Origin of the sequence: Neorhizobium sp. T7_12 (assembly GCF_002968535.1) — a bacterium.
In the GTDB taxonomy this organism is placed as follows: domain Bacteria; phylum Pseudomonadota; class Alphaproteobacteria; order Rhizobiales; family Rhizobiaceae; genus Neorhizobium; species Neorhizobium tomejilense.
Genome location: NZ_PVBK01000001.1, coordinates 266,019 through 285,032, shown reverse-complemented (window position 1 = coordinate 285,032; position 19,014 = coordinate 266,019). Strand labels below are relative to the sequence as shown.

Below are 19,014 nucleotides of genomic sequence, written 5' to 3'. Positions count from 1 at the left end.
AAGCTGACCGTCCCAACCTCCGGCCACACGGAATCGGAGAGACGAGATGCAGATCGGCAGCATTGGCAGTGACTACCCGGCGCGGCCCGCGAAGCAGGATGGAGCGTCGGCCTCCACGGATGCCGCAACAGCCGCGTCGTCCGGTCCATCCAGCCCCAAGGTCGAGCTCTACGATCGCCTCGTCCATGGCCTGACCTCGCTGAAGAAGGCGAGCGACGAGGCGGAAGAACAGGCAAAGGCGCGCGCCAGGCAGAAGCTCGATGACGCCAAGCAGCAGCTCGAGTTCATGCGCCGCTGGGGGTTCGATCCGCAAGTGATCGCCAAGCAGGCGGCCCAGCTCGGCGTCATCGTTGCCGGCGCCGCCCGCGAGTTCACCGAGGCACTGGCCGGGAGCGGCGCGACTGCACCAACGGCCCCCGCCAATGCTCTTCCCGGAGCGGAGACAGGCGGCGCCATCCTGGATGCGAACGAACAGGCCACGGCTGCCCCCGCCGCCGAACCGTCAGACGAGCCCGCAGCCGACAAGCCCGTCTCCCACGCCGAGCAGGCCTATCTCGACGCGATGGATGAAACGCCGCGCGAGGCGCCCAAACTGTCCCTCGACGACATCAAGACCGCGATGGAATTCAGCACCGTCGCCCGCCAGATCAAGGCGCTGCTGGAAGAGGCGGCCCGCAGGCTGCGCGAGCAGAACAGCGCAGCCACGGTGCCCGGTACCGGAAACCTCGATGCCTCCGTCAACGCCCTGACCGGCACGATCTCCGCCATGCCGACGGTGAGCATCACCATCTGACCAACGGAAGTGCGCAACAAAAAACCGCCGGATCGCTCCGGCGGTTTTCGTTGGTCGGGGCGTTGCGCCTCAGATGCCGCTCTGGCCGTCCGAGCCGATATAGGCGATGCGCAGCATGTTGGTGGCGCCGGGCGTGCCGAGCGGAACGCCGGCCGAGATGATGATCCGGTCGCCGGGCTTGCCGAAGCCTTCCGACACGACGATGCGGCAGGCGCGGTTGACCATGTCGTCGAGGTCGGTCGCGTCATGAGTGACGACGCAATGCATGCCCCAGCCTACCGAAAGCCGGCGTGCCGTCTGGACGATCGGCGACAGCGCGATGATCGGCACCTCCGGGCGTTCGCGGGATGCCCGCAGACCCGTCGTGCCCGACGAGGTATAGGTGACGATGGCAGACAGTTTCAGGGTTTCTGCGATCTGGCGGGCGGCAAGCGAGATGGCGTCCGCACCGGTCGCCTCGGGCGTCGCGCGCTGTGCATAGATGATGCTCGGATAAAGCGGATCCTGCTCGACCGTGCTGGCGATCGACGCCATCATCGACACCGCCTCGACCGGATACTGGCCGGAGGCCGATTCGGCCGAGAGCATGATCGCATCGGCGCCTTCGAAAACGGCGATCGATACGTCGGATACCTCGGCGCGGGTCGGAACCGGCGCGGTGATCATCGATTCCAGCATCTGGGTTGCGACCACGACCGGCTTGCCGGCGCGCCGACACAAGCGCGTCAGCTGCTTCTGGATGCCCGGGACGGCTTCAATCGGCATTTCCACGCCAAGATCGCCGCGCGCCACCATGACGGCATCGGAAAGTTCGATGATCTCGTCGATGCGCTCGAGCGCCTGAGGCTTCTCGATCTTCGACATGATGCCGACGCGGCCGCGGGCGATCTTGCGCACTTCGGCAAGGTCGTCGGGGCGCTGGACAAAGGAAAGCGCCACCCAATCGACATCGTCGGTCGCGAGAACCGCGTCGAGGTCGATACGGTCCTTCTCGGTCAGCGCGCCGACGCCGAGCAGCGTATCGGGCAGGCTGACGCCCTTGCGATCGGAAATGCTGGTACCGGCGACGACCTTGCAGACGATGCTCTTGCCATCGGCCTTCTCGGCCTTCAGCGCCAGCTTGCCGTCGTCGATCAGCAGCCGGTGGCCCACTTTCACAGATTCGAGAATTTCCGGGTGCGGCAGGAACACGCGGGTCTCGTCGCCGGGTTCGTCACGGCTGTCGAGCGTGAAGGTCTGGCCGGGGATCAGCGTCACCTTGCCCGCCGCGAACTTGCCAACGCGCAGCTTCGGGCCCTGAAGGTCGGCGAGAATGCCGATCGGCCGGCCGCAGCGCTCCTCGACGGAACGGATGCGCTTGATCAGCGTGCGCATCAGGTCGTGGCTCGCATGGCTCATGTTGATGCGGAAGAGATCAGCCCCCGCTTCATGCAGCTTCTGGATCATCGCCTCTTCGGACGAAGCCGGCCCGAGGGTTGCGAGGATCTTTACTTTGCGGTTGCGCCTCATCAGTTGTGGCCTTCTTGTGTGCCAGGCGTGTCCGAAAGCTGGACCATCCAGCTTCCCTGACGGCCCGTATCATATTCCTTGAAGCCCATGCGCTGGAAGCCACGGGCAAAACAGTCATTGACGCCGACGACTTTGAACTCGTTCTCCGCGACGCACATGTTCACATTGCCGGTCCAGCGGCCGCCCCGGGCCGCGTCCTCGGCATAAAGATAATAGTAACGCGACTGTAGCTCGCCCTCGATCAGCGTCGCGCAGGTGGAGGCCGGAACCTGCCACCAGCCTTCGGTGGTCCAGCCCTCCGTGGCGCGATAGCCGATCGCCACGCCGACGAGGTTCTGCGTGGCGTTGCAGACACGGAAATCCGCATGCGCGACGGTCGCCGCGAAAAGCGGAACACCGGAGGCGACCATGGCGGCCAGCGCCGGAGCGGAAACGAGGGAGCGAAGAATGGCTTTGGGGGATTTTTTCGACACGGTTTCCGTCAGGACTCCATGGTTATTCGTGAAGCACTTTCTTCGCGCGGCAGAGTCGGAAAGTCAACGTAACTCTAATCGATTAGTCCGCCTCATGCCCTCAATCCAAGCTGAGCGTCGCACCAGCACGGCTTGCGTCGCGGCTTTCCCCATGCCATCAACACCCGTCTCCCGACCGACCTTTCGAAACCAATTCATTTCCGATGGCGATGCAGGACTTCATTCCTTTCGAGATCATAGAAGGCGATTATGACAGCGGCATGGTGCTGCTCGCCGATCATGCCATGAACCGCCTGCCCGTCCGCTATGGCAGCCTCGGCCTGCCCGCGAGCGCCTTCCACCGCCATATCGCCTTCGACATCGGCATCGAGGGGCTCACCCGCCGTCTGGCGGCGATGCTGAACGTGCCGGCGGTGCTCGGCTGCTTCTCGCGCCTGCTGATCGACCCGAACCGCGGCGAGGACGATCCGACCCTGGTCATGAAGATTTCCGACGGGGCGATCATCCCCGGCAATCATCCGGTCACCCAGGAAGAGTGGGATTTCCGCCTCGATACCTATCACCGGCCCTATCACCGCGCCGTCGAGCGCACGATCGCCAAGGCAGGTGCCTCGGGCCGGGCGCCGCTCGTCCTGTCGCTGCATTCCTTCACGCCGTTCTGGAAGGGCGTTGCCCGCCCCTGGCACGCGGCCGTGCTCTGGGACAGCGACGATCGCGCCGTGACACCGCTCCTCCACCTGCTCGGCGAACCGGGCGACATCGTCGTCGGCGACAACGAGCCCTATGACGGGGCGCTTAAAGGCGACACGATGTACCGCCACTGCATGGTGTCAGGAACTCCGCACGCGCTTCTCGAGGTCCGCCAGGACCTGATCGGCGACGAGGCCGGCATCGCCGCCTGGGCGGAAAGACTGGCGCCGGTCTTCAAGACGCTCAACGCCGACCCCACATTGCATGAATACAGGATCTTTCCCTCGCGCACCGGCCCCTATCCAATCTGACGCGACACCAGGAGATGCGCCCATGAGCGAACTCACGCCTACGGAACTGACCAGAGAGCAGCAGACCGAATTTGAGGCCGCCGCCTTCCGCCGCCTCGTGCAGCATCTGCGTGAACGCGCCGACGTGCAGAATATCGACCTGATGAACCTCGCCGGCTTCTGCCGCAACTGCCTGTCGAACTGGTATCGCGATGCCGCCAGCGATGCCGGCGTCGACCTCTCCAAGGACGCATCCCGCGAGATCGTCTACGGCATGCCCTACGAGGATTGGAAAAATCTGCACCAGGCGGAAGCCTCGGATGCACAAAAAGCCGCATTCGACGTGAACAAGCCGGCCCATGGCTGATCGATTTGCCGATTGGGCTTGACCTCGCGGCGGCTTTTCGGCAGTTGACGACCATTCATTGAAATCTACACGATCAGGAGGCCCCGATGTCTGATGCTCATGGCGTCGCCCGCGACCAGCTTCGCGCATTTATCGAGCGTATCGAACGCTTGGAAGAAGAAAAGAAGACCATCGCCGACGACATCAAGGATGTCTACGGCGAAGCCAAGGGCATGGGCTACGACACGAAGATCATGAAAAAGGTCATCGCCCTGCGCAAGAAGGACGACCAGGAGCGCATGGAAGAGGATCTGATCCTCGATACATATCTCCAGGCGCTCGGCATGATCGAGGCCCCTGCCGACCAGGATGCCGCCTGATTCTTTCCAGGCACGCAGGCCAGACAGAAAGCATGAAAAAACCCGCCATTTCGGCGGGTTTTTTATGGTCTTCGGTCAGGCCGACGATCAGTTGTTCGGGCCGCTGAACCGGTTCGGGTCGATCGCCACCGTGGCGGCAACCGGCCTGAAGCCGCCGCCGGAATAGCCCGCCGAATATTCGTTGTTGAGGGTCCGGCTGACGACGCGTGGTGCCTTCATCGAGGCGGCCGCGTCGGCGCGATTGTTGTTGAGAGCCCATTTCGCCAGCATGTCGCCCGTCAAGCCGCCATTTGCCGTCTGCGGCGCAGACCCGGGCGCACGGCCGCCCTTGGCGGGGATCGGAAGCGCGCTTGTCGAAGCCGAGACCGGGCTGCGCGGCGTGTCGAAACCGTCTCCGAACTGCGCGCCCCTGTTGGAATGGATGACCTTCGGAGAAGCCGACGCCGTTTCAACCGGCTTCTGGACCGGCATGGGAGCCGCCGCCATTGCCGCAGCAGGTTGGGCCGGAGCAACAGGCGTAGGCACCGCCGCCTGGCGCGGCTCGACACTCTGGGCAAGCGCTGCAACGAGGGCCGGCGTCAGCTCCTGCTGTTCCTCAGCCTTGGCGGCGGGAGCGGCCGCGACGATGTTCGGCCTCTGACTGGGAAGCGGAACGGACGCGACATCCTCCGGCGGCTGCATCGGGCCGACGGACGCGGTCATCACGCCGCTTTCTGCATCACCCTTGAAGCCACGCGGTCCAAGCAGCGTCGGAACCGGAATATTGTAGGTGGAAAGATCGGCAAAAGTCTCGCCGCCAGGTTGGGTCGGAGCGGACGCCTGCAGGGCGAGCGCTTCCTGGGCCGGGTTGCGCGCCGGAGAATAGAGCGCGGTGGCAAGCCCGCCGCTATCCGAACGGAAGGCCGGACGCGAAAGCGGTACCGGTGCTGAAACCATCTGCGCCTGCGCCGGAGCCTGGGCCTGGTTCTGCATCTGGCCCGTCAAAGGCGAAGCCGAGGCAACCGCGACAGGAGCTTCGCCCTCGTCGTCCGCAGCAGGCTTTGCAGCCGGAGCCGCACGCCGCGCCACGGCTGGAGCAGCGCTTTCCTCGTTATCTTCCTCCTCGTCGGCACCACCGCCGCCGAACAGGAATGCCAGAAGGTTAGGCTGACGCTTGCGTTCCGAGTCGCCTCTGATGCCGCGACCGGCGGTGCTGGCGATCTGGATCGAATCCGAACCGACACGCCGCTTGTAATCCGCCATCGCCGTTTCGTAGCCGGGAAGCGGCTTGCCGTCGGCGGGAAGATGGATCGTATTGCCGTTCGGGAAGATCTGCACCAGTTCCTGGCGCGTCATGCGCGGCCAGGCACGAACGCCGCCGACATCGAGATGCACAAAGGGCGAACCCGAGGTCGGGTAATAGCCGACGCCGCCGACCTGCATCTGCATGGCGAGCCCGCGCAGCGTCGAGAGCTTTACGCCCGGAATGTAGAAATCCATGGCCTTGCCGAGCATGTGCTGGCTGTTCTTGGCGACACCAGTGGTGCGCGAACGGGTGCGCAGCATGTTGTTGGTGGTCGGCGAACGATAGGCGGAAACCACGTGGATATAATCGGAGGCGCCGGAACGGCGATAGACTTCCCAGACGAGGTCGAAGAGCCGCGGGTCCATCCTGGCCGGTTCGTTGCGGCGCCAGTCGCGCAGGAACTGGTTGATCTGGGCGAGGCCCTTGGGATCGAACTTGCCGTTCCGCTTGAAGGTGATGACGGCCTTTTCGCCGGTATGGACGAAATAGAGCTTGAGGCTTTTCTCCTGGGCTGCTGCACCGCTTGCGGAGACCGAAAGCACGGGCAGCGCCATCAACACCAACAGGGTGACGGCCATGACGCGCCGGGTCAAACTGACAAAAAACCCAGCTTTGCCGCCGCGCCTTTTCTCACCCGAAGGCGTTTCTTTTGCATACTGATCCGGCAAAACGATCCCCGTCCTGTCGACAACGTCCCACGTTGCCTCAAATGACTGTCAATTGCGGTGACACGATGGCAAATGTGCCACACATGTACAACCTTCTCCCATATAGTCAACAATTGACTAATCAGAGATTGACAGACGTTGACAGGACATCCTTGCGCGAAGGTTAACCCAAGCTAATACATTAGGAATTACGCGGCTTCCTTCAGCGGGTCATCAGGATCGATGCCGTAATCCTTGAGTTTGCGGTAAAGTGTCGAGCGTCCGATGCCGAGTTTACGGGCAACCTGGCTCATCTGGCCGCGATAGAACTTCAGGGCAAAGCGGATCAGCTCCTCCTCGACATCCGCAAGCTTCCTCACTTCGCCGGTCTCGTCGGTGCTGACGATGACGTTTTCCTGGGGATAAGCGGCGGCGAGCATCGCCTTCGCATCCGGTCTGCCGGCCCGAGCCTTGTCGTTATTGGCAAATACCGGCGAATCGGCGAGCGCCTCGCGCATGGCGTAGTCGGACAGGACACCCGGTGCGGGCGTGACCGCGGTCGCCGCCAGTTCAGCCTGCCGGAATTCCGGGATCTGCGCCGCGATCTGCGGAAAATCGTCTTCGGTGAGCTCGTTACCCTCGGCAAGCACGACGGCGCGGAACACGGCGTTTTCGAGCTGGCGGATGTTGCCCGGCCAGTCGTAGGCCGTCAAAAGCGCGAGCGCGCCGGCGCCGACCGACAGCGTCCTGTTGAGCTTCTGTTCGGTCGAGAACCGCTCGGCAAACACGCGCGCGAGATGCGGGATGTCTTCCTTGCGGCGGCGCAGCGCCGGAATGGTGATCGGGAAGACGTTGAGGCGGTAGTAGAGGTCTTCGCGGAAGCGGCCGGCCCGGACCTCTTCGATCAGGTCCTTGTTGGTGGCCGAGATCAGCCGGACATTGACCTTCTGGACCTTCGAGGCACCGACTGTTTCGACTTCGCCCTGCTGCACGGCTCGCAACAGCTTTACCTGCACGTCAAGCGGCAAGTCGCCGATCTCGTCGAGGAAAAGCGTGCCGCCATCGGCTTCCACGAACTTGCCGGTGTGCTTTTCCGAAGCGCCGGTAAAGGCGCCCTTCTCATGGCCGAAGAGGATGCTTTCCACGAGATTGTGCGGAATGGCGCCGCAGTTGACGGTGATGAACGGCTTGCCGGCCCGGTCGCTGTTCGACTGGATGGCGCGGGCGATCATTTCCTTGCCGACGCCGGATTCGCCTTCCAGCACCACCGGGATGTTGGAATGGGCGGCGCGCTGGGCGAGATCGATGACGCGCAGCATGTCGGGGCTTGCCGAGATGATATCGCCGAAGCCGACGGCACCGGCGCGATGGCGGCGGCCGACACGGGCCTTCGATTCCTTCTGGTCGAGCTTCAGCGCATTGGTGATCGAGGCGCCGATCCGTTCCGGCGACACCGGCTTCACGACGAAATCGAAAGCGCCGGCGCGCATCGCCTGCACCACGTATTCGATGCTGCCCTGTCCCGTCTGGACGATGACCGGCGTTTCGATGCCAAGTTCGCGGATAGCCGCGAGGAAGGTGAGGCCGTCCATTTCCGGCATCATCAGGTCGAGCACGATGACATTGATGTCGGTCGCGGTGCGCTTCAGGAACTCCAGCGCCGCCAGTCCGTTTTCGGCAAGATGGGCGGCATGGCCGTAACGTTCAACCGCATTCTTCAACAGGCGACGCTGAATAGGATCGTCGTCGACAACGAGGATTTGCGCAATCATGCTCGGCTCCCACCAATGGTCATCATGGCCTTTTTAGGCTGTTATGCCGCTGGTTGTGTCAGAAAGCCTTGAACATCCCCTTTTGAGAAAAGCTTGCATTTTAACGGCCGGCAAGGAAAACAGGCGCAACAGGTTGAGAAGGAAAAAGCGATGAGAATGTCCGCACCCGCCCTCCCCGAAATTCTGGCCGCGCCCACCGCGGGCGCTGCTGCCTCCGACCCGGCGCTCGGCCTCCTGCCGGTCTGGAAGCTCTCGGACCTCTACGAGGCCAAGGACGCCCCGGCTTTCACCGCCGACATGGAAAAGGCCAACAGGCTCTCGATCGCCTTCGAGGAAAAATGGAAGGGCCGGCTTGCCGAAGCCGCGACCAAAACCGGCGCCGGTGGCATCGGCGAAGCACTTCAGGAATACGAGGCGCTCGACGATCTGCTCGGCAAGATCGGCTCCTTCGCCGGCCTCACCTATTTCTCCGATACGTCGAGCCCGGCCAATGGCAAGTTCTACGGCGATGTGCAGGCGAAGCTGACCGACCTCTCCTCGCACATGCTGTTCTTCGCCCTGGAACTCAACCGGATCGACGACGCGGTGATGGACGCCTGCATGGACCGCGACCCGGCCGCCGGCCATTACCGCCCCTGGCTCGTCGACCTCAGGAAGGACAAGCCCTTCCAGCTCGAAGACAAGCTGGAACAGCTCTTCCTCGAAAAGTCGATGACCTCTGCCGCCGCCTTCAACCGTCTCTTCGACGAGACCATGGCCGAGCTCCGCTTCGAGGTCGATGGCGAACAGTTGCCGCTGGAAGTCGCCCTCAACATGCTGCAGGAACCTGAGCCGGAGACCCGCGCCAAGGCAGCTGCAGCCCTCTCCAAAACTTTCGGCGACAACCTGCGCGTCTTCACGCTGATCACCAACACGCTCGCCAAGGACAAGGAAATCTCCGACCGCTGGCGCGGCTTCGAGGACATCGCCGACAGTCGCCATCTCGCCAACCGCGTCGAACGTGAAGTCGTCGATGCGCTCGCAGAGGCCGTCAGGCAGGCCTACCCGCGCCTCTCGCATCGCTACTACGCGATGAAGGCGAAGTGGCTCGGCATGGACCAGCTGAATTTCTGGGACCGCAACGCGCCGCTGCCGGAAACCCCGAACGCGCTGATTTCCTGGACGGAGGCGAAGGATACCGTGCTCGACGCCTATCGCGGCTTCGCGCCCGAAATGGCGGAGATCGCCGCCCGCTTCTTCGAGGAGGAATGGATCGATGCGCCGGTGCGGCCGGGCAAGGCGCCAGGCGCCTTCGCACATCCGACCGTGCCGTCGGCCCACCCTTACGTGCTCGTCAACTACATGGGCAAACCGCGCGACGTGATGACGCTCGCCCACGAACTCGGCCACGGCGTGCACCAGGTGCTGGCCGGCGATCAGGGTGCCCTGATGTGCCAGACGCCGCTGACGCTTGCCGAAACCGCTTCCGTCTTCGGCGAAATGCTGACCTTCCGCGCTCTCCTCGAAAAGACCACCGACAAGCGCGAGCGTAAGGCCATGCTCGCCCAGAAGGTCGAGGACATGATCAACACGGTCGTGCGCCAGGTCGCCTTCTACCAGTTCGAGCGCAAGGTCCATACCGCCCGCAAGGAAGGCGAACTGACCGCCGAGCAGATCGGCGAGCTCTGGCTTTCCGTCCAGGGCGAAAGCCTTGGACCGGCGATCAGGATCTCGGAGGGTTATGAAAGCTGGTGGACCTATATCCCCCACTTCATCCACTCGCCCTTCTACGTCTATGCCTATGCCTTCGGCGACTGCCTGGTGAACTCGCTCTACGCGGTTTACCAGAACGCCGCTCCGGGCTTCCAGCAAAAGTATTTCGAGCTTCTGAAGGCCGGCGGCACCCAACATCACTCGGAGCTGCTGAAGCCCTTCGGCCTCGACGCCACCGATCCGTCCTTCTGGTCCAGGGGCCTGTCGATGATCGAAGGCCTGATCGACGAGCTGGAGGCTCTGGACAAGGCCTGACGCATTCCCTTAAGGCACGTCCATGAATGAGAAAGCGCCCTTCGCGCTCTTTCGCGATGACCCCGCCGGCCGGAGCCTCGTCTTCGACCGGCCGAAGGACATCGTCACGGCCCGGACTGCCGCCGAGGTGCTGCCCGCACTTCGGCGGCTGGAAGAGGCGCGCCTCGCCGGTCAGTGGCTGGCGGGTTATATTTCCTATGAGGCCGGTTACGTCTTCGAGGACAAGCTCCGACCGTTGATCGTCGACGACCGGCCGACGCCGCTGATCGCCATGGGCATATTCGACAAACCCTCGGGCAACGAACATCCGCTCGCCGGACCGCCCGGCACGATCGTGGACGACGGTTCTTCGCAAGGCTCGTTCCTCAGCGAACCGCGTGCCGGTTGGGATTTTGCGGCCTACCAGGAACGGTTCGACCGACTTCACCAGCACCTGCGCAACGGCGACTGCTACCAGGCAAACCTGACCATGCCGGTTACCGCACGCTGGCACGGCGATCCGCTTTCCGCGTTCTGGTCCCTCGTCGCCCGCCAGCCGGTGCGCTACGGCGCATTCGTCGACCTCGGCGGTCCCGTCGTCCTATCGCGCTCGCCTGAACTGTTCTTTTCGGTCGATGCGGATCGCTTCGTCGAGACCCACCCGATGAAGGGCACCGCCCCGCGCGGCCCGACCGTGGAAGAAGACGAGGCGATCATCGCGGAAATGCTCGCCGACGAAAAGACGCTCGCCGAAAACCGAATGATCGTCGACCTGTTGCGCAACGATATCTCCGTGATCAGCGAGGTCGGCACGCTCTCGGTTCCGAAGTTGTTTGAAATCGAAACCTATCCGACCGTCCACCAGATGGTCAGCCACGTGCGGGCGAAGCTGCTGCCCGGGATCGGCTTTCCGGACATCCTTGCGGCTCTCTTTCCCTGCGGTTCGATCACCGGAGCGCCGAAAATGTGGGCCATGCGCATCCTCGCCGATCTCGAAAGGGAGCCGCGCGACGTCTATTGCGGCGCCATCGGCTGGTGCGATCCGGCCGGCCCGATGCGTTTTTCGGTGGCCATCCGCACGATCACGCTTTTCAACGACGAAAAAGCCGTCTTCAATGTCGGCGGCGGCATCGTCTTCGACTCGAAGGCCGAGGCCGAGTATGACGAGTGCCTGTTGAAGGCACGCTTTGCGGTGGGCGACCAATGGATTTCTCGCTGATCGAAACAATGCGCTGGGAACCGGGCAATGGCTTGCTCCGGGTCGACCAGCATCTGCGCCGGCTCAGCCGCTCGGCGGATGCCTTGGGTTTCCGCCAGCCCCCGGCGGATACGTTGAAACAGCTTAAAGCCGCTGCAGCGGGCGGCGAAACGCCGCTCCGCGTCCGCCTCGTGATGACCTATCGCGGCAAGATCGAGATCACCACGACGCCGTTCACGCCCCTGCCCGCCGATACGCTGTGGCGGATCCAGGTTGCCAGGACGACGCTTCCCTCCGACGACCCGACCTATCGCCACAAGACCTCCCGGCGCGAGATCTATGAGGCCGCCCGCGCCGAGTTTTCACCCGAAGAGGCGGACGAGGTTATCCTTCTCAACGAGCGCGGCGAAGTCTGCGAAGGCACGATCACCAATGTCTTCGTCGAACAACCGAACGGCTCGCTGCTGACCCCGGCGCTGTCGAGCGGGCTCCTGCCCGGCATCCTGCGCGCCGACCTCATCCGTGAGGGCAAGGCAAAAAGCCAGGTCCTGCGCCTCGCCGACCTCGAAAACCGCCGCTTCTTCGTCGGCAATTCTCTGCGCGGCCTGATCGCCGCCGAACTCGTCGCCCAGACGGCGCAATCGGAAATGCCGGCGGAAGCCCCTCGTCCTGCCGCCCGCGCCGCGAAAATGGCCCGAGCAGGCCGGTAATGACCACGCCCAGCGCCCTCGCGGATCATCTGCTTGGGCTCGAGCTTGCCTTGCAGAGCCGCGAGGTCCGCAATTCCGAGGAAAAGCTGCGCGAACTGCTGGCGCCGGAATTCCGCGAATTCGGCCGCTCCGGCCTCGCCTATGCGTTCGATGATATCGTCACACGCCTCGTGGCCGAGACCGGACCGGACAACACTTCGATCTCGGATTTCAGCGCCACGATGCTGAGCGACACGATCGCGCTCGCCACCTATCGCGGCACCCGCATCAACGACGGCGGCAGCAGGCTCTTTACCAACCGAAGCTCCATCTGGCGCCTCGACCCCGACGGCAAATGGCGCATGGTCTTTCACCAGGGCACCGCGACGGGGTGATCTGCGGAAATGGTTTAGCCTAGCCGGGTTTCCCGCCCCTCTTGCAACTCACCAGGATCCGCAGCCGCGCCCGCCGCGATCGAATAGCGCTGTCGATTCATCAGCCGAAAATCGACAGGCTCTTTATTGTGACGAAGTTTTATGATCTAGAGCGCCGCGAATTGCCCGAGTACAGCCTTTAGATTTCCATTCCACTGCCGAATAAGCGGGGCAGCGGCCCGAGAAGGCCGCGATCAAGGAGAAAGACATGTCAGAGACGACCTATCCGGTTTATGGCGAAATCACCGGTCCGATCGTGATGATCGGTTTCGGCTCGATCGGCCGCGGCACGCTGCCGCTGATCGAACGCCATTTCAAGTTCGACAAGAGCCGGATGGTCGTCATCGACCCGCGCGACGAACCCTCCGACATGGAGATCCTCAAGAAGCACGGCGTCCGTCACATCAAGGAATACGTGACCAAGGAGAACTACAAGGAACTCCTGAAGCCGCTCCTGACCGAAGGCAAGGGCCAGGGCTTCTGCGTCAACCTGTCGGTCGATACCGGTTCGCTCGACCTGATGAAGCTCTGCCGCAAGCTCGACGTCCTCTACATCGACACGGTCGTCGAGCCCTGGCTCGGCTTCTATTTCGACAAGAACATGAAGAATTCCGAGCGCACCAACTATGCGCTGCGCGAAACCGTGCGCAAGGAAAAGGCCAAGAATCCCGACGGCCCGACCGCCGTTTCCACCTGCGGCGCCAACCCGGGCATGGTCTCCTGGTTCGTCAAGCAGGCGCTGGTCAACCTCGCCAACGATACCGGCCTGAAGTTCGACGAGCCGGATCAGCACGACCGCGAAGGCTGGGCGAAGCTGATGAAGAAGCTCGGCGTCAAGGGCGTCCACATCGCCGAGCGCGACACCCAGCGCACCAAGCACCCGAAGCCGCTCAACGTCTTCTGGAACACCTGGTCGGTCGAAGGCTTCATCTCCGAAGGCATGCAGCCGGCCGAACTCGGCTGGGGCACCCACGAGGAATGGATGCCGAAGAACGGCAAGAAGCACAAGAAGGGCAACAAGGCCGCCATCTATCTCGAACAGCCGGGCGCCAACACCCGCGTCCGTAGCTGGTGCCCGACGCCCGGCCCGCAGTATGGCTTCCTCGTCACCCACAACGAATCGATCTCGATCGCCGATTATTTCACGGTGCGCGACAAGGACGGCGAAGTGACCTTCCGCCCGACCTGCCACTACGCTTACCATCCGGCGAATGACGCGGTTCTGTCGCTTCACGAGATGTTCGGCAATGGCGGCACCCCGCAGCCGGTCCACCACGTACTCAACGAGGACGAGCTGGAGGACGGCATCGACGAACTCGGCGTGCTGCTCTACGGCCACGAGAAGAACGCCTACTGGTTCGGTTCGCGCCTGTCGCTCGAGGAAACCCGCCGTATCGCGCCTTACCAGAACGCCACCGGCCTGCAGGTGACCTCCGCGGTTCTCTCGGGCATGGTCTGGGCGCTCGAAAACCCGACCGCCGGCATCGTCGAGGCCGACGAGATCGACTACAAGCGCTGCCTCGAAGTGCAGCTGCCCTATCTCGGCCCGGTCGAAGGCCACTATACCGACTGGACCCCGCTCGACGGCCGCCCGGGCCTCTTCCCGGAAGACATCGACACCAAGGATCCGTGGCAGTTCAAGAACATCCTGGTTCGCTAATCTCGCGAACGGGCTCGTTGATCCGATAAAACACAATGGAAACCGCCTGCCTTGCCGCAGGCGGTTTTTTGCATGTTGAAAGCTCTTGCCTTTTCAAGGCCACATCTTGCGTTACATAGGGCGATGGCGGCAAGGTTTGCCAACCTAAGCCGGACCGAATCGCGGGAGACTGATCATGAAATTTAAAGTGAGCTTTGCGCTCATCGCCGCAGCCAGCTTGACCGCCTGCGTTTCTTCCCCTCCACCGCAACAGATGGCGGCCGTGCAGCCGCAGGGCGTCGAAGGCAGCTGGGTCGATCCGAACGGCATCGTTTCCTCGTTCCAGGCCGGCACGTTCAACACCCGCTCCAGCGACAGCAACACGCTGCTCGCCTCGGGCACCTATACCAGCCTCTCGCCGACGCTGGTCGAGATCAACATGACCTCGCTGGTGCGCAAGACCCAGTCGCGTGTCAACTGCTCGCTGGTCAGCATCAACCAGCTCAACTGCACGCAGGATAGCGGTGCCCAGTTCTCGCTCTCCCGCCGCGGCTGAAACAATCCGTCATCGAACAATGCCTGGAAATTCCGGAACCCCGCTTCGGCGGGGTTTCTCGCGTTCGGCGCTGAGAAAACTTACACGCGCACCTTTGTCATATTTCCCCTTGAAACCACTTTGCCTTGATGAAAACATGCGTTGCACAACGACTGTCACGGTGGGACGGTAGAACAGTCGGAGTCAGGCGGCAGAGAGCCGACCAATAAAAACAGGAGAGAGATCAGATGAAGAAGACATTGAGGTTCGGGCTGCTGACCGCGTCGGTCATGGCTCTTTCAAGCGGCGCGGCACTTGCCGATTTCGAGCTCAATATCCTGCACATCAACGACTTCCATTCGCGTCTCGAATCCATCAACGCGACGGATTCCACCTGCTCGGCCGAGGATGAAGGCAAGGGCGTATGCTTCGGCGGCGCGGCCCGGCTGCTGACTGCGATCAACCAGACCCGCGACGCGCTGAAGGCTGAGAACAAGAACGTCATTCTCCTCAACGCCGGCGACAACTTCCAGGGCTCTCTCTTCTACACGACCTACAAGGGTGCGGCCGAAGCCGAAGCGCTGAACGCCATGAAGTTCGACGCCATGACCGTCGGCAACCATGAATTCGACGACAGCGACGACGTGCTCGCCACCTTCCTCGACAAGATCCAGTTCCCGGTCGTCACCGCCAATGTCGTGCCGAGCGCCGCCGCCAAGATCGGCAACCGCATCAAGCCGTCGCTGGTGCTGACCGTCGGCGGCCAGAAGATCGGCATCGTCGGCGCCGTCACCAACGACACCCCCGAAATCGCCAATCCCGGCCCGAACATCACCATTGCCGACGATGTCGCCAAGATCACCGAAGCCGTCCAGTCCCTGAAGGCTCAGGGCGTCGACAAGATCATCGCGCTGACCCATGTCGGTTACCCGCGCGATCTCGCCTTGATCGCCAAGATCCCGGATGTCGACGTCGTCGTCGGCGGCCACACCCACACGCTCTTGTCGAACGTGGCCAAGGGCGCCGAAGGCCCCTACCCGACCTGGTCCGACAATCCGGGCGGCTACAAGGTCCCGGTCGTCCAAGCCTATCAGTATTCGAAATATCTCGGCGACATCAAGATCGTCTTCGATGACAGCGGCGTCGTGAAGTCGGCCGAGGGCGAGCCGATCCTCATGGACAAGTCGATCACCCCGGACCCGGCCTTCCTGGCCCGCGTCGCGGAGTTGAAGAAGCCGATCGAGGACATGAAGAAGAAGGTCGTCGGCGCCTCCGAAGCCGTGATCGACGGTGACCGCCGCGTCTGCCGCGCCAAGGAATGCTCGATGGGCAACCTGGTCGCCGATGCCATGCTCGAGCGCACCAAAGGCCAGGGCATCACCATCGCCATCCAGAACGGCGGGGGCTTGCGCGCCTCGATCGACGCCGGCGAAGTCACCCAGGGTGAAGTCGTCAGCGTCCTGCCCTTCCAGAACACGCTCGCTACCTTCCAGCTCACCGGCGCCGAGGTCGTCAAGGCGCTGGAAAACGGCGTCAGCCAGATCGATGACGGCGCTGGCCGTTTCGCCCAGGTCGCGGGCCTTAAATATTCCTTCGACAAGTCGAAGCCGGCCGGCTCCAAGGTCAGCGACGTGCAGGTCAAGGAAGGCGACAAGTTCGTACCGATCGACCCGGCCAAGACCTATGGTGTTGTCACCAACAATTTCATGCGCGCAGGCGGCGATGGCTACGCCATCTTCAAGACCGGCGGCAAGAACGCCTATGACTACGGTCCGGACCTCGCGGACGTGACGGCGGAATTCGTGGCTGCCCGCAACCCTTACAAGCCCTATACGGACGGCCGCATCACCGACCTGACCCCGGCAAGCTACACCCCACCGGCCAAGCCCGCGCCTGCCGCGCCGCCGGCACCGGCTGCGTCTGCCCCTGCAGCACCTGCACCGGCGGCACCTGCTCCGATGGCGGCCGCGCCCGCCAGCCCGGCGCCTGCAGCACCCGCACCCGCCCCGGCTGCACCTGCCGCTCCGGCACCGACCGCCTCCGCACCGGCCGCTCCTGCGGCTCCCGCACCGGCCGCCCCTGCCCCGAACAGCATGGCCGCAGCTCCGGCAAAGCCAGCTCCCGCTGCTCCGCAGCCGGCCGGTCCGACCAAGTACACGGTCGTCAAGGGTGACTCGCTCTGGGATATCGCCGAAAGCCACTACGGCACCGGCGAGGAATGGACGAAGATCGCCGAGGCCAACAAGTTGCGCCGCCCGAACCACATCGAGATCGGCGCCGAGCTGGAACTGCCCGCCAAGTAACGCCGGCCAGCGACATCCCGACCCCACCAGGGTCGGGTCCGCGACTTCAGACAACGGGCCGGGACAATTTGTCCCGATCCATATACCGGCCCGGGCTTTCCCGGGCCGTTTTTTATTCCTAAATGATCCGGAAAGGCGCCCGCCCCCGTATCGGCTTCATCCGATCTTTGAAAGGTCACCATGCATCCGCATTCCGCCCACATGCCCTCCGATCATCCGAAGGTGAGTTTCGGCAAGATCGGGGTGCTGCTCGTCAACCTCGGCACCCCGGACGGCACGGATTACTGGCCGATGCGGCGCTACCTGGCGGAGTTCCTGTCCGACAAGCGGGTGATCGAATGGTCGCGGCTCTACTGGTATCCGATCCTCTACGGCATCGTGCTCAACAAGCGGCCACAGAAGGTCGGCAAGGCCTATGAGGCGATCTGGAACAAGGATTTGAACGAGAGCTACCTGCGCACCTATACCCGCAGCCAAGGCGAGCTGATGGCCGAGCGGCTGAAGGACCTGCCGAATGTCGTCGTCGACTGGGCGATGCGCTACGGCAAGCCGTCGATCGCCGAGCGCATCGACGCGCTGAAGGAAAAGGGTTGCGAGAAGATCCTCCTCTTCCCGCTCTATCCGCAATATGCGGCCTCCACCACCGCTACCGTCAACGACAAGGCTTTCGAGCACCTGATGAAGCTGCGCTGGCAGCCGACCCTGCGCACCGTGCCCCCCTATCACGACGAGCCGGCCTATATCGAAGCGCTGGCGGACTCCGTCAGGGCGAAATACGCGGCCCTCGACTGGGAGCCGGAAATGCTGATCGCCTCCTTCCACGGCATCCCGCAATCCTACTTCAAGGCGGGTGATCCCTATTACTGTCATTGCCAGAAGACGGCGCGGCTCCTGAAAGAGGCGCTCGGCTTCACGGACAGGAATTTCATGATCACCTTCCAGTCCCGTTTCGGACCGGAGGAATGGCTGCAGCCCTATACCGACAAGACGGTGGAAAAACTCGCCCATGACGGTATCAAGCGGATCGCGGTGATGAACCCCGGCTTCGTCTCCGACTGTCTGGAAACGCTCGAAGAGATTGCCGGTGAAGCGGGCGAGATCTTCCTGCATCACGGCGGCGAAAAGTTCGCGCATATCCCCTGTCTGAACGACAGTCCGGGTGGCATGACCGTGCTGGAAAAGGTCGTCCGCCGCGAACTTCAGGGCTGGGTGTAAGCCGGCCCATTCCAGCCGCCCCCGATCTATTGCCTCTCCGGCTTCAGCGCTTTCAGCGGGCCGGCAGGTCGATCACATCGCCGTCTGCCGGAATCAGCAGGCGCGATGGGCCGATTCCAGCCGTGTCGGCCGCCTCGCGCAGATGCGCACGCGAAACGGTGGCATGATCGAGCGCCTCCATATGCGCCGCGACAACCGTGGCCTCAGGCGCGGACCGGCAGAGTTCGATCGTTTCCGCCGCATCCATGACGATGAGGTCGCCATCCCAGAGGGCGCCGCAGGAATGGCTGACGATGACATCGGGCACGACGCGCTCCACCGTCTCCAGTACCGGCGGATAAAGGACCGTATCGCCCGCCCAATAAACTAGCGGCTCACCGGGCGCGGCAAGCGTCAGTCCCATCACCGACCCCATCTTTTCCTGGACCGGACCAAGCCCGTGGCTGCCCTCGCAGCGCGTGATCGTGATGCCTTGCCAGACCAGCACCCCCTCGAGCGGCTCCACATCGGTAAAACCTTCTGCAGCGATTGTCGCCTCATCGCCCGGCTGACAGATCAGCGGCAGATGTTTCGGGACACGTTGTTTGGCCACCGAATCGAAATGGTCCGAATGGAGATGGGAGACGATCACCAGTTCGACACCCTGCAAGACCTCCTCCACCGAAAGCGGCAGGTCCGTCAACGGATTGGCGGATTTGCCGGTGTAGGACGGCAGGCTGTGACGAGGTGCGAAATAAGGATCGATCAGGATGCTGCGGCCCGCATAGGAAAGCTTGAGCGTCGCATTGCGGATCAATTGAAGCTTCATCGAGGCACCTCCTGCGGGAAGA

Annotated in this window: 16 protein-coding genes and 2 pseudogenes; 12 read left to right on the top strand and 6 right to left on the bottom strand. The window is 63.1% G+C overall.

The genetic code is table 11. The annotated features are described in order from the left end of the window. Window positions 1–46: 46 nt before the first annotated feature. Window positions 47–793: a hypothetical protein gene (locus tag C5J26_RS01340; protein ID WP_105400199.1), complete on the top strand. Its 747-nt coding sequence runs from the start codon at window positions 47–49 to the stop codon at window positions 791–793. Window positions 794–862: 69 nt separating this feature from the next. Here C5J26_RS01340 and pyk read toward each other — a convergent pair whose 3' ends face one another. Both pyk and C5J26_RS01330 read right to left on the bottom strand, forming a co-directional pair. Continuing rightward, window positions 863–2,302, bottom strand: coding sequence for a pyruvate kinase (gene pyk, locus C5J26_RS01335; protein WP_105400198.1), 1,440 nt, complete (start codon window positions 2,300–2,302; stop codon window positions 863–865). Further along, window positions 2,302–2,712 (bottom strand): DUF1036 domain-containing protein, encoded by a 411-nt coding sequence (locus tag C5J26_RS01330; protein ID WP_245282782.1) that lies wholly within the window; start codon window positions 2,710–2,712, stop codon window positions 2,302–2,304. The genes pyk and C5J26_RS01330 overlap by 1 nt, the downstream gene beginning before the upstream one ends. 272 nt (window positions 2,713–2,984) lie before the next feature. On the opposite strand from C5J26_RS01330, the gene C5J26_RS01325 reads away from it, so the two are divergent. From C5J26_RS01325 to C5J26_RS01315, 3 genes are all read left to right on the top strand, one after another. Continuing rightward, entirely contained in the window at window positions 2,985–3,776 is a 792-nt protein-coding gene (locus tag C5J26_RS01325) for an N-formylglutamate amidohydrolase (RefSeq protein ID WP_105400884.1), read from the top strand. A gap of 22 nt (window positions 3,777–3,798) precedes the next feature. Further along, window positions 3,799–4,122, top strand: coding sequence for a DUF1244 domain-containing protein (locus C5J26_RS01320; RefSeq protein ID WP_046634868.1), 324 nt, complete (start codon window positions 3,799–3,801; stop codon window positions 4,120–4,122). Window positions 4,123–4,208: 86 nt separating this feature from the next. Further along, the gene (locus C5J26_RS01315) at window positions 4,209–4,481 is read left to right on the top strand and encodes a DUF2312 domain-containing protein (protein WP_007752220.1); all 273 of its coding nucleotides are present in this window, start codon (window positions 4,209–4,211) and stop codon (window positions 4,479–4,481) included. 87 nt (window positions 4,482–4,568) lie between these two features. On the opposite strand, the gene C5J26_RS01310 is transcribed toward C5J26_RS01315, so the two are convergent. The 3 genes and pseudogenes from C5J26_RS01310 to C5J26_RS01305 all read right to left on the bottom strand — a co-directional run. Beyond that, window positions 4,569–6,344: a DUF882 domain-containing protein gene (locus tag C5J26_RS01310; protein ID WP_105400196.1), complete on the bottom strand. Its 1,776-nt coding sequence runs from the start codon at window positions 6,342–6,344 to the stop codon at window positions 4,569–4,571. 278 nt (window positions 6,345–6,622) lie between these two features. Then, a pseudogene (locus C5J26_RS33625) lies at window positions 6,623–6,799 on the bottom strand (helix-turn-helix domain-containing protein); the annotation flags it as partial. Window positions 6,800–6,996: 197 nt separating this feature from the next. Then, a pseudogene (locus C5J26_RS01305) lies at window positions 6,997–8,185 on the bottom strand (sigma-54-dependent transcriptional regulator); the annotation flags it as partial. A 150-nt stretch (window positions 8,186–8,335) separates the two neighbouring features. Between C5J26_RS01305 and C5J26_RS01300 the strand changes: the two are divergent. From C5J26_RS01300 to hemH, 8 genes are all read left to right on the top strand, one after another. Continuing rightward, the gene (locus C5J26_RS01300; RefSeq protein WP_105400194.1) at window positions 8,336–10,192 is read left to right on the top strand and encodes a M3 family oligoendopeptidase; all 1,857 of its coding nucleotides are present in this window, start codon (window positions 8,336–8,338) and stop codon (window positions 10,190–10,192) included. Window positions 10,193–10,214: 22 nt separating this feature from the next. Next, window positions 10,215–11,390 carry an aminodeoxychorismate synthase component I gene (locus C5J26_RS01295; RefSeq protein ID WP_105400193.1) on the top strand — a complete coding sequence of 392 codons (1,176 nt, stop codon included), beginning with the start codon at window positions 10,215–10,217 and terminating at the stop codon, window positions 11,388–11,390. Then, window positions 11,375–12,079 carry an aminotransferase class IV family protein gene (locus C5J26_RS01290; protein WP_105400192.1) on the top strand — a complete coding sequence of 235 codons (705 nt, stop codon included), beginning with the start codon at window positions 11,375–11,377 and terminating at the stop codon, window positions 12,077–12,079. The genes C5J26_RS01295 and C5J26_RS01290 overlap by 16 nt, the downstream gene beginning before the upstream one ends. Further along, entirely contained in the window at window positions 12,079–12,453 is a 375-nt protein-coding gene (locus tag C5J26_RS01285; protein WP_105400191.1) for a DUF4440 domain-containing protein, read from the top strand. Before C5J26_RS01290 ends, C5J26_RS01285 begins: the two co-directional genes overlap by 1 nt. Window positions 12,454–12,700: 247 nt before the next feature. After that, entirely contained in the window at window positions 12,701–14,152 is a 1,452-nt protein-coding gene (locus C5J26_RS01280; protein WP_105400190.1) for a homospermidine synthase, read from the top strand. A 175-nt stretch (window positions 14,153–14,327) separates the two neighbouring features. Then, window positions 14,328–14,687 carry an outer membrane lipoprotein Omp10 gene (gene omp10, locus C5J26_RS01275; protein ID WP_105400189.1) on the top strand — a complete coding sequence of 120 codons (360 nt, stop codon included), beginning with the start codon at window positions 14,328–14,330 and terminating at the stop codon, window positions 14,685–14,687. Between the two features lie 227 nt (window positions 14,688–14,914). Further along, the gene (locus C5J26_RS01270; protein ID WP_105400188.1) at window positions 14,915–16,969 is read left to right on the top strand and encodes a 5'-nucleotidase C-terminal domain-containing protein; all 2,055 of its coding nucleotides are present in this window, start codon (window positions 14,915–14,917) and stop codon (window positions 16,967–16,969) included. Between the two features lie 180 nt (window positions 16,970–17,149). After that, window positions 17,150–18,184, top strand: a complete 1,035-nt coding sequence (gene hemH, locus C5J26_RS01265; RefSeq protein WP_105400187.1) for a ferrochelatase — start codon at window positions 17,150–17,152, stop codon at window positions 18,182–18,184. 52 nt (window positions 18,185–18,236) lie between these two features. Here the strand turns inward: hemH and C5J26_RS01260 are convergent, their stop codons facing one another. After that, entirely contained in the window at window positions 18,237–18,992 is a 756-nt protein-coding gene (locus tag C5J26_RS01260; RefSeq protein ID WP_105400186.1) for an MBL fold metallo-hydrolase, read from the bottom strand. Window positions 18,993–19,014: the final 22 nt, after the last annotated feature.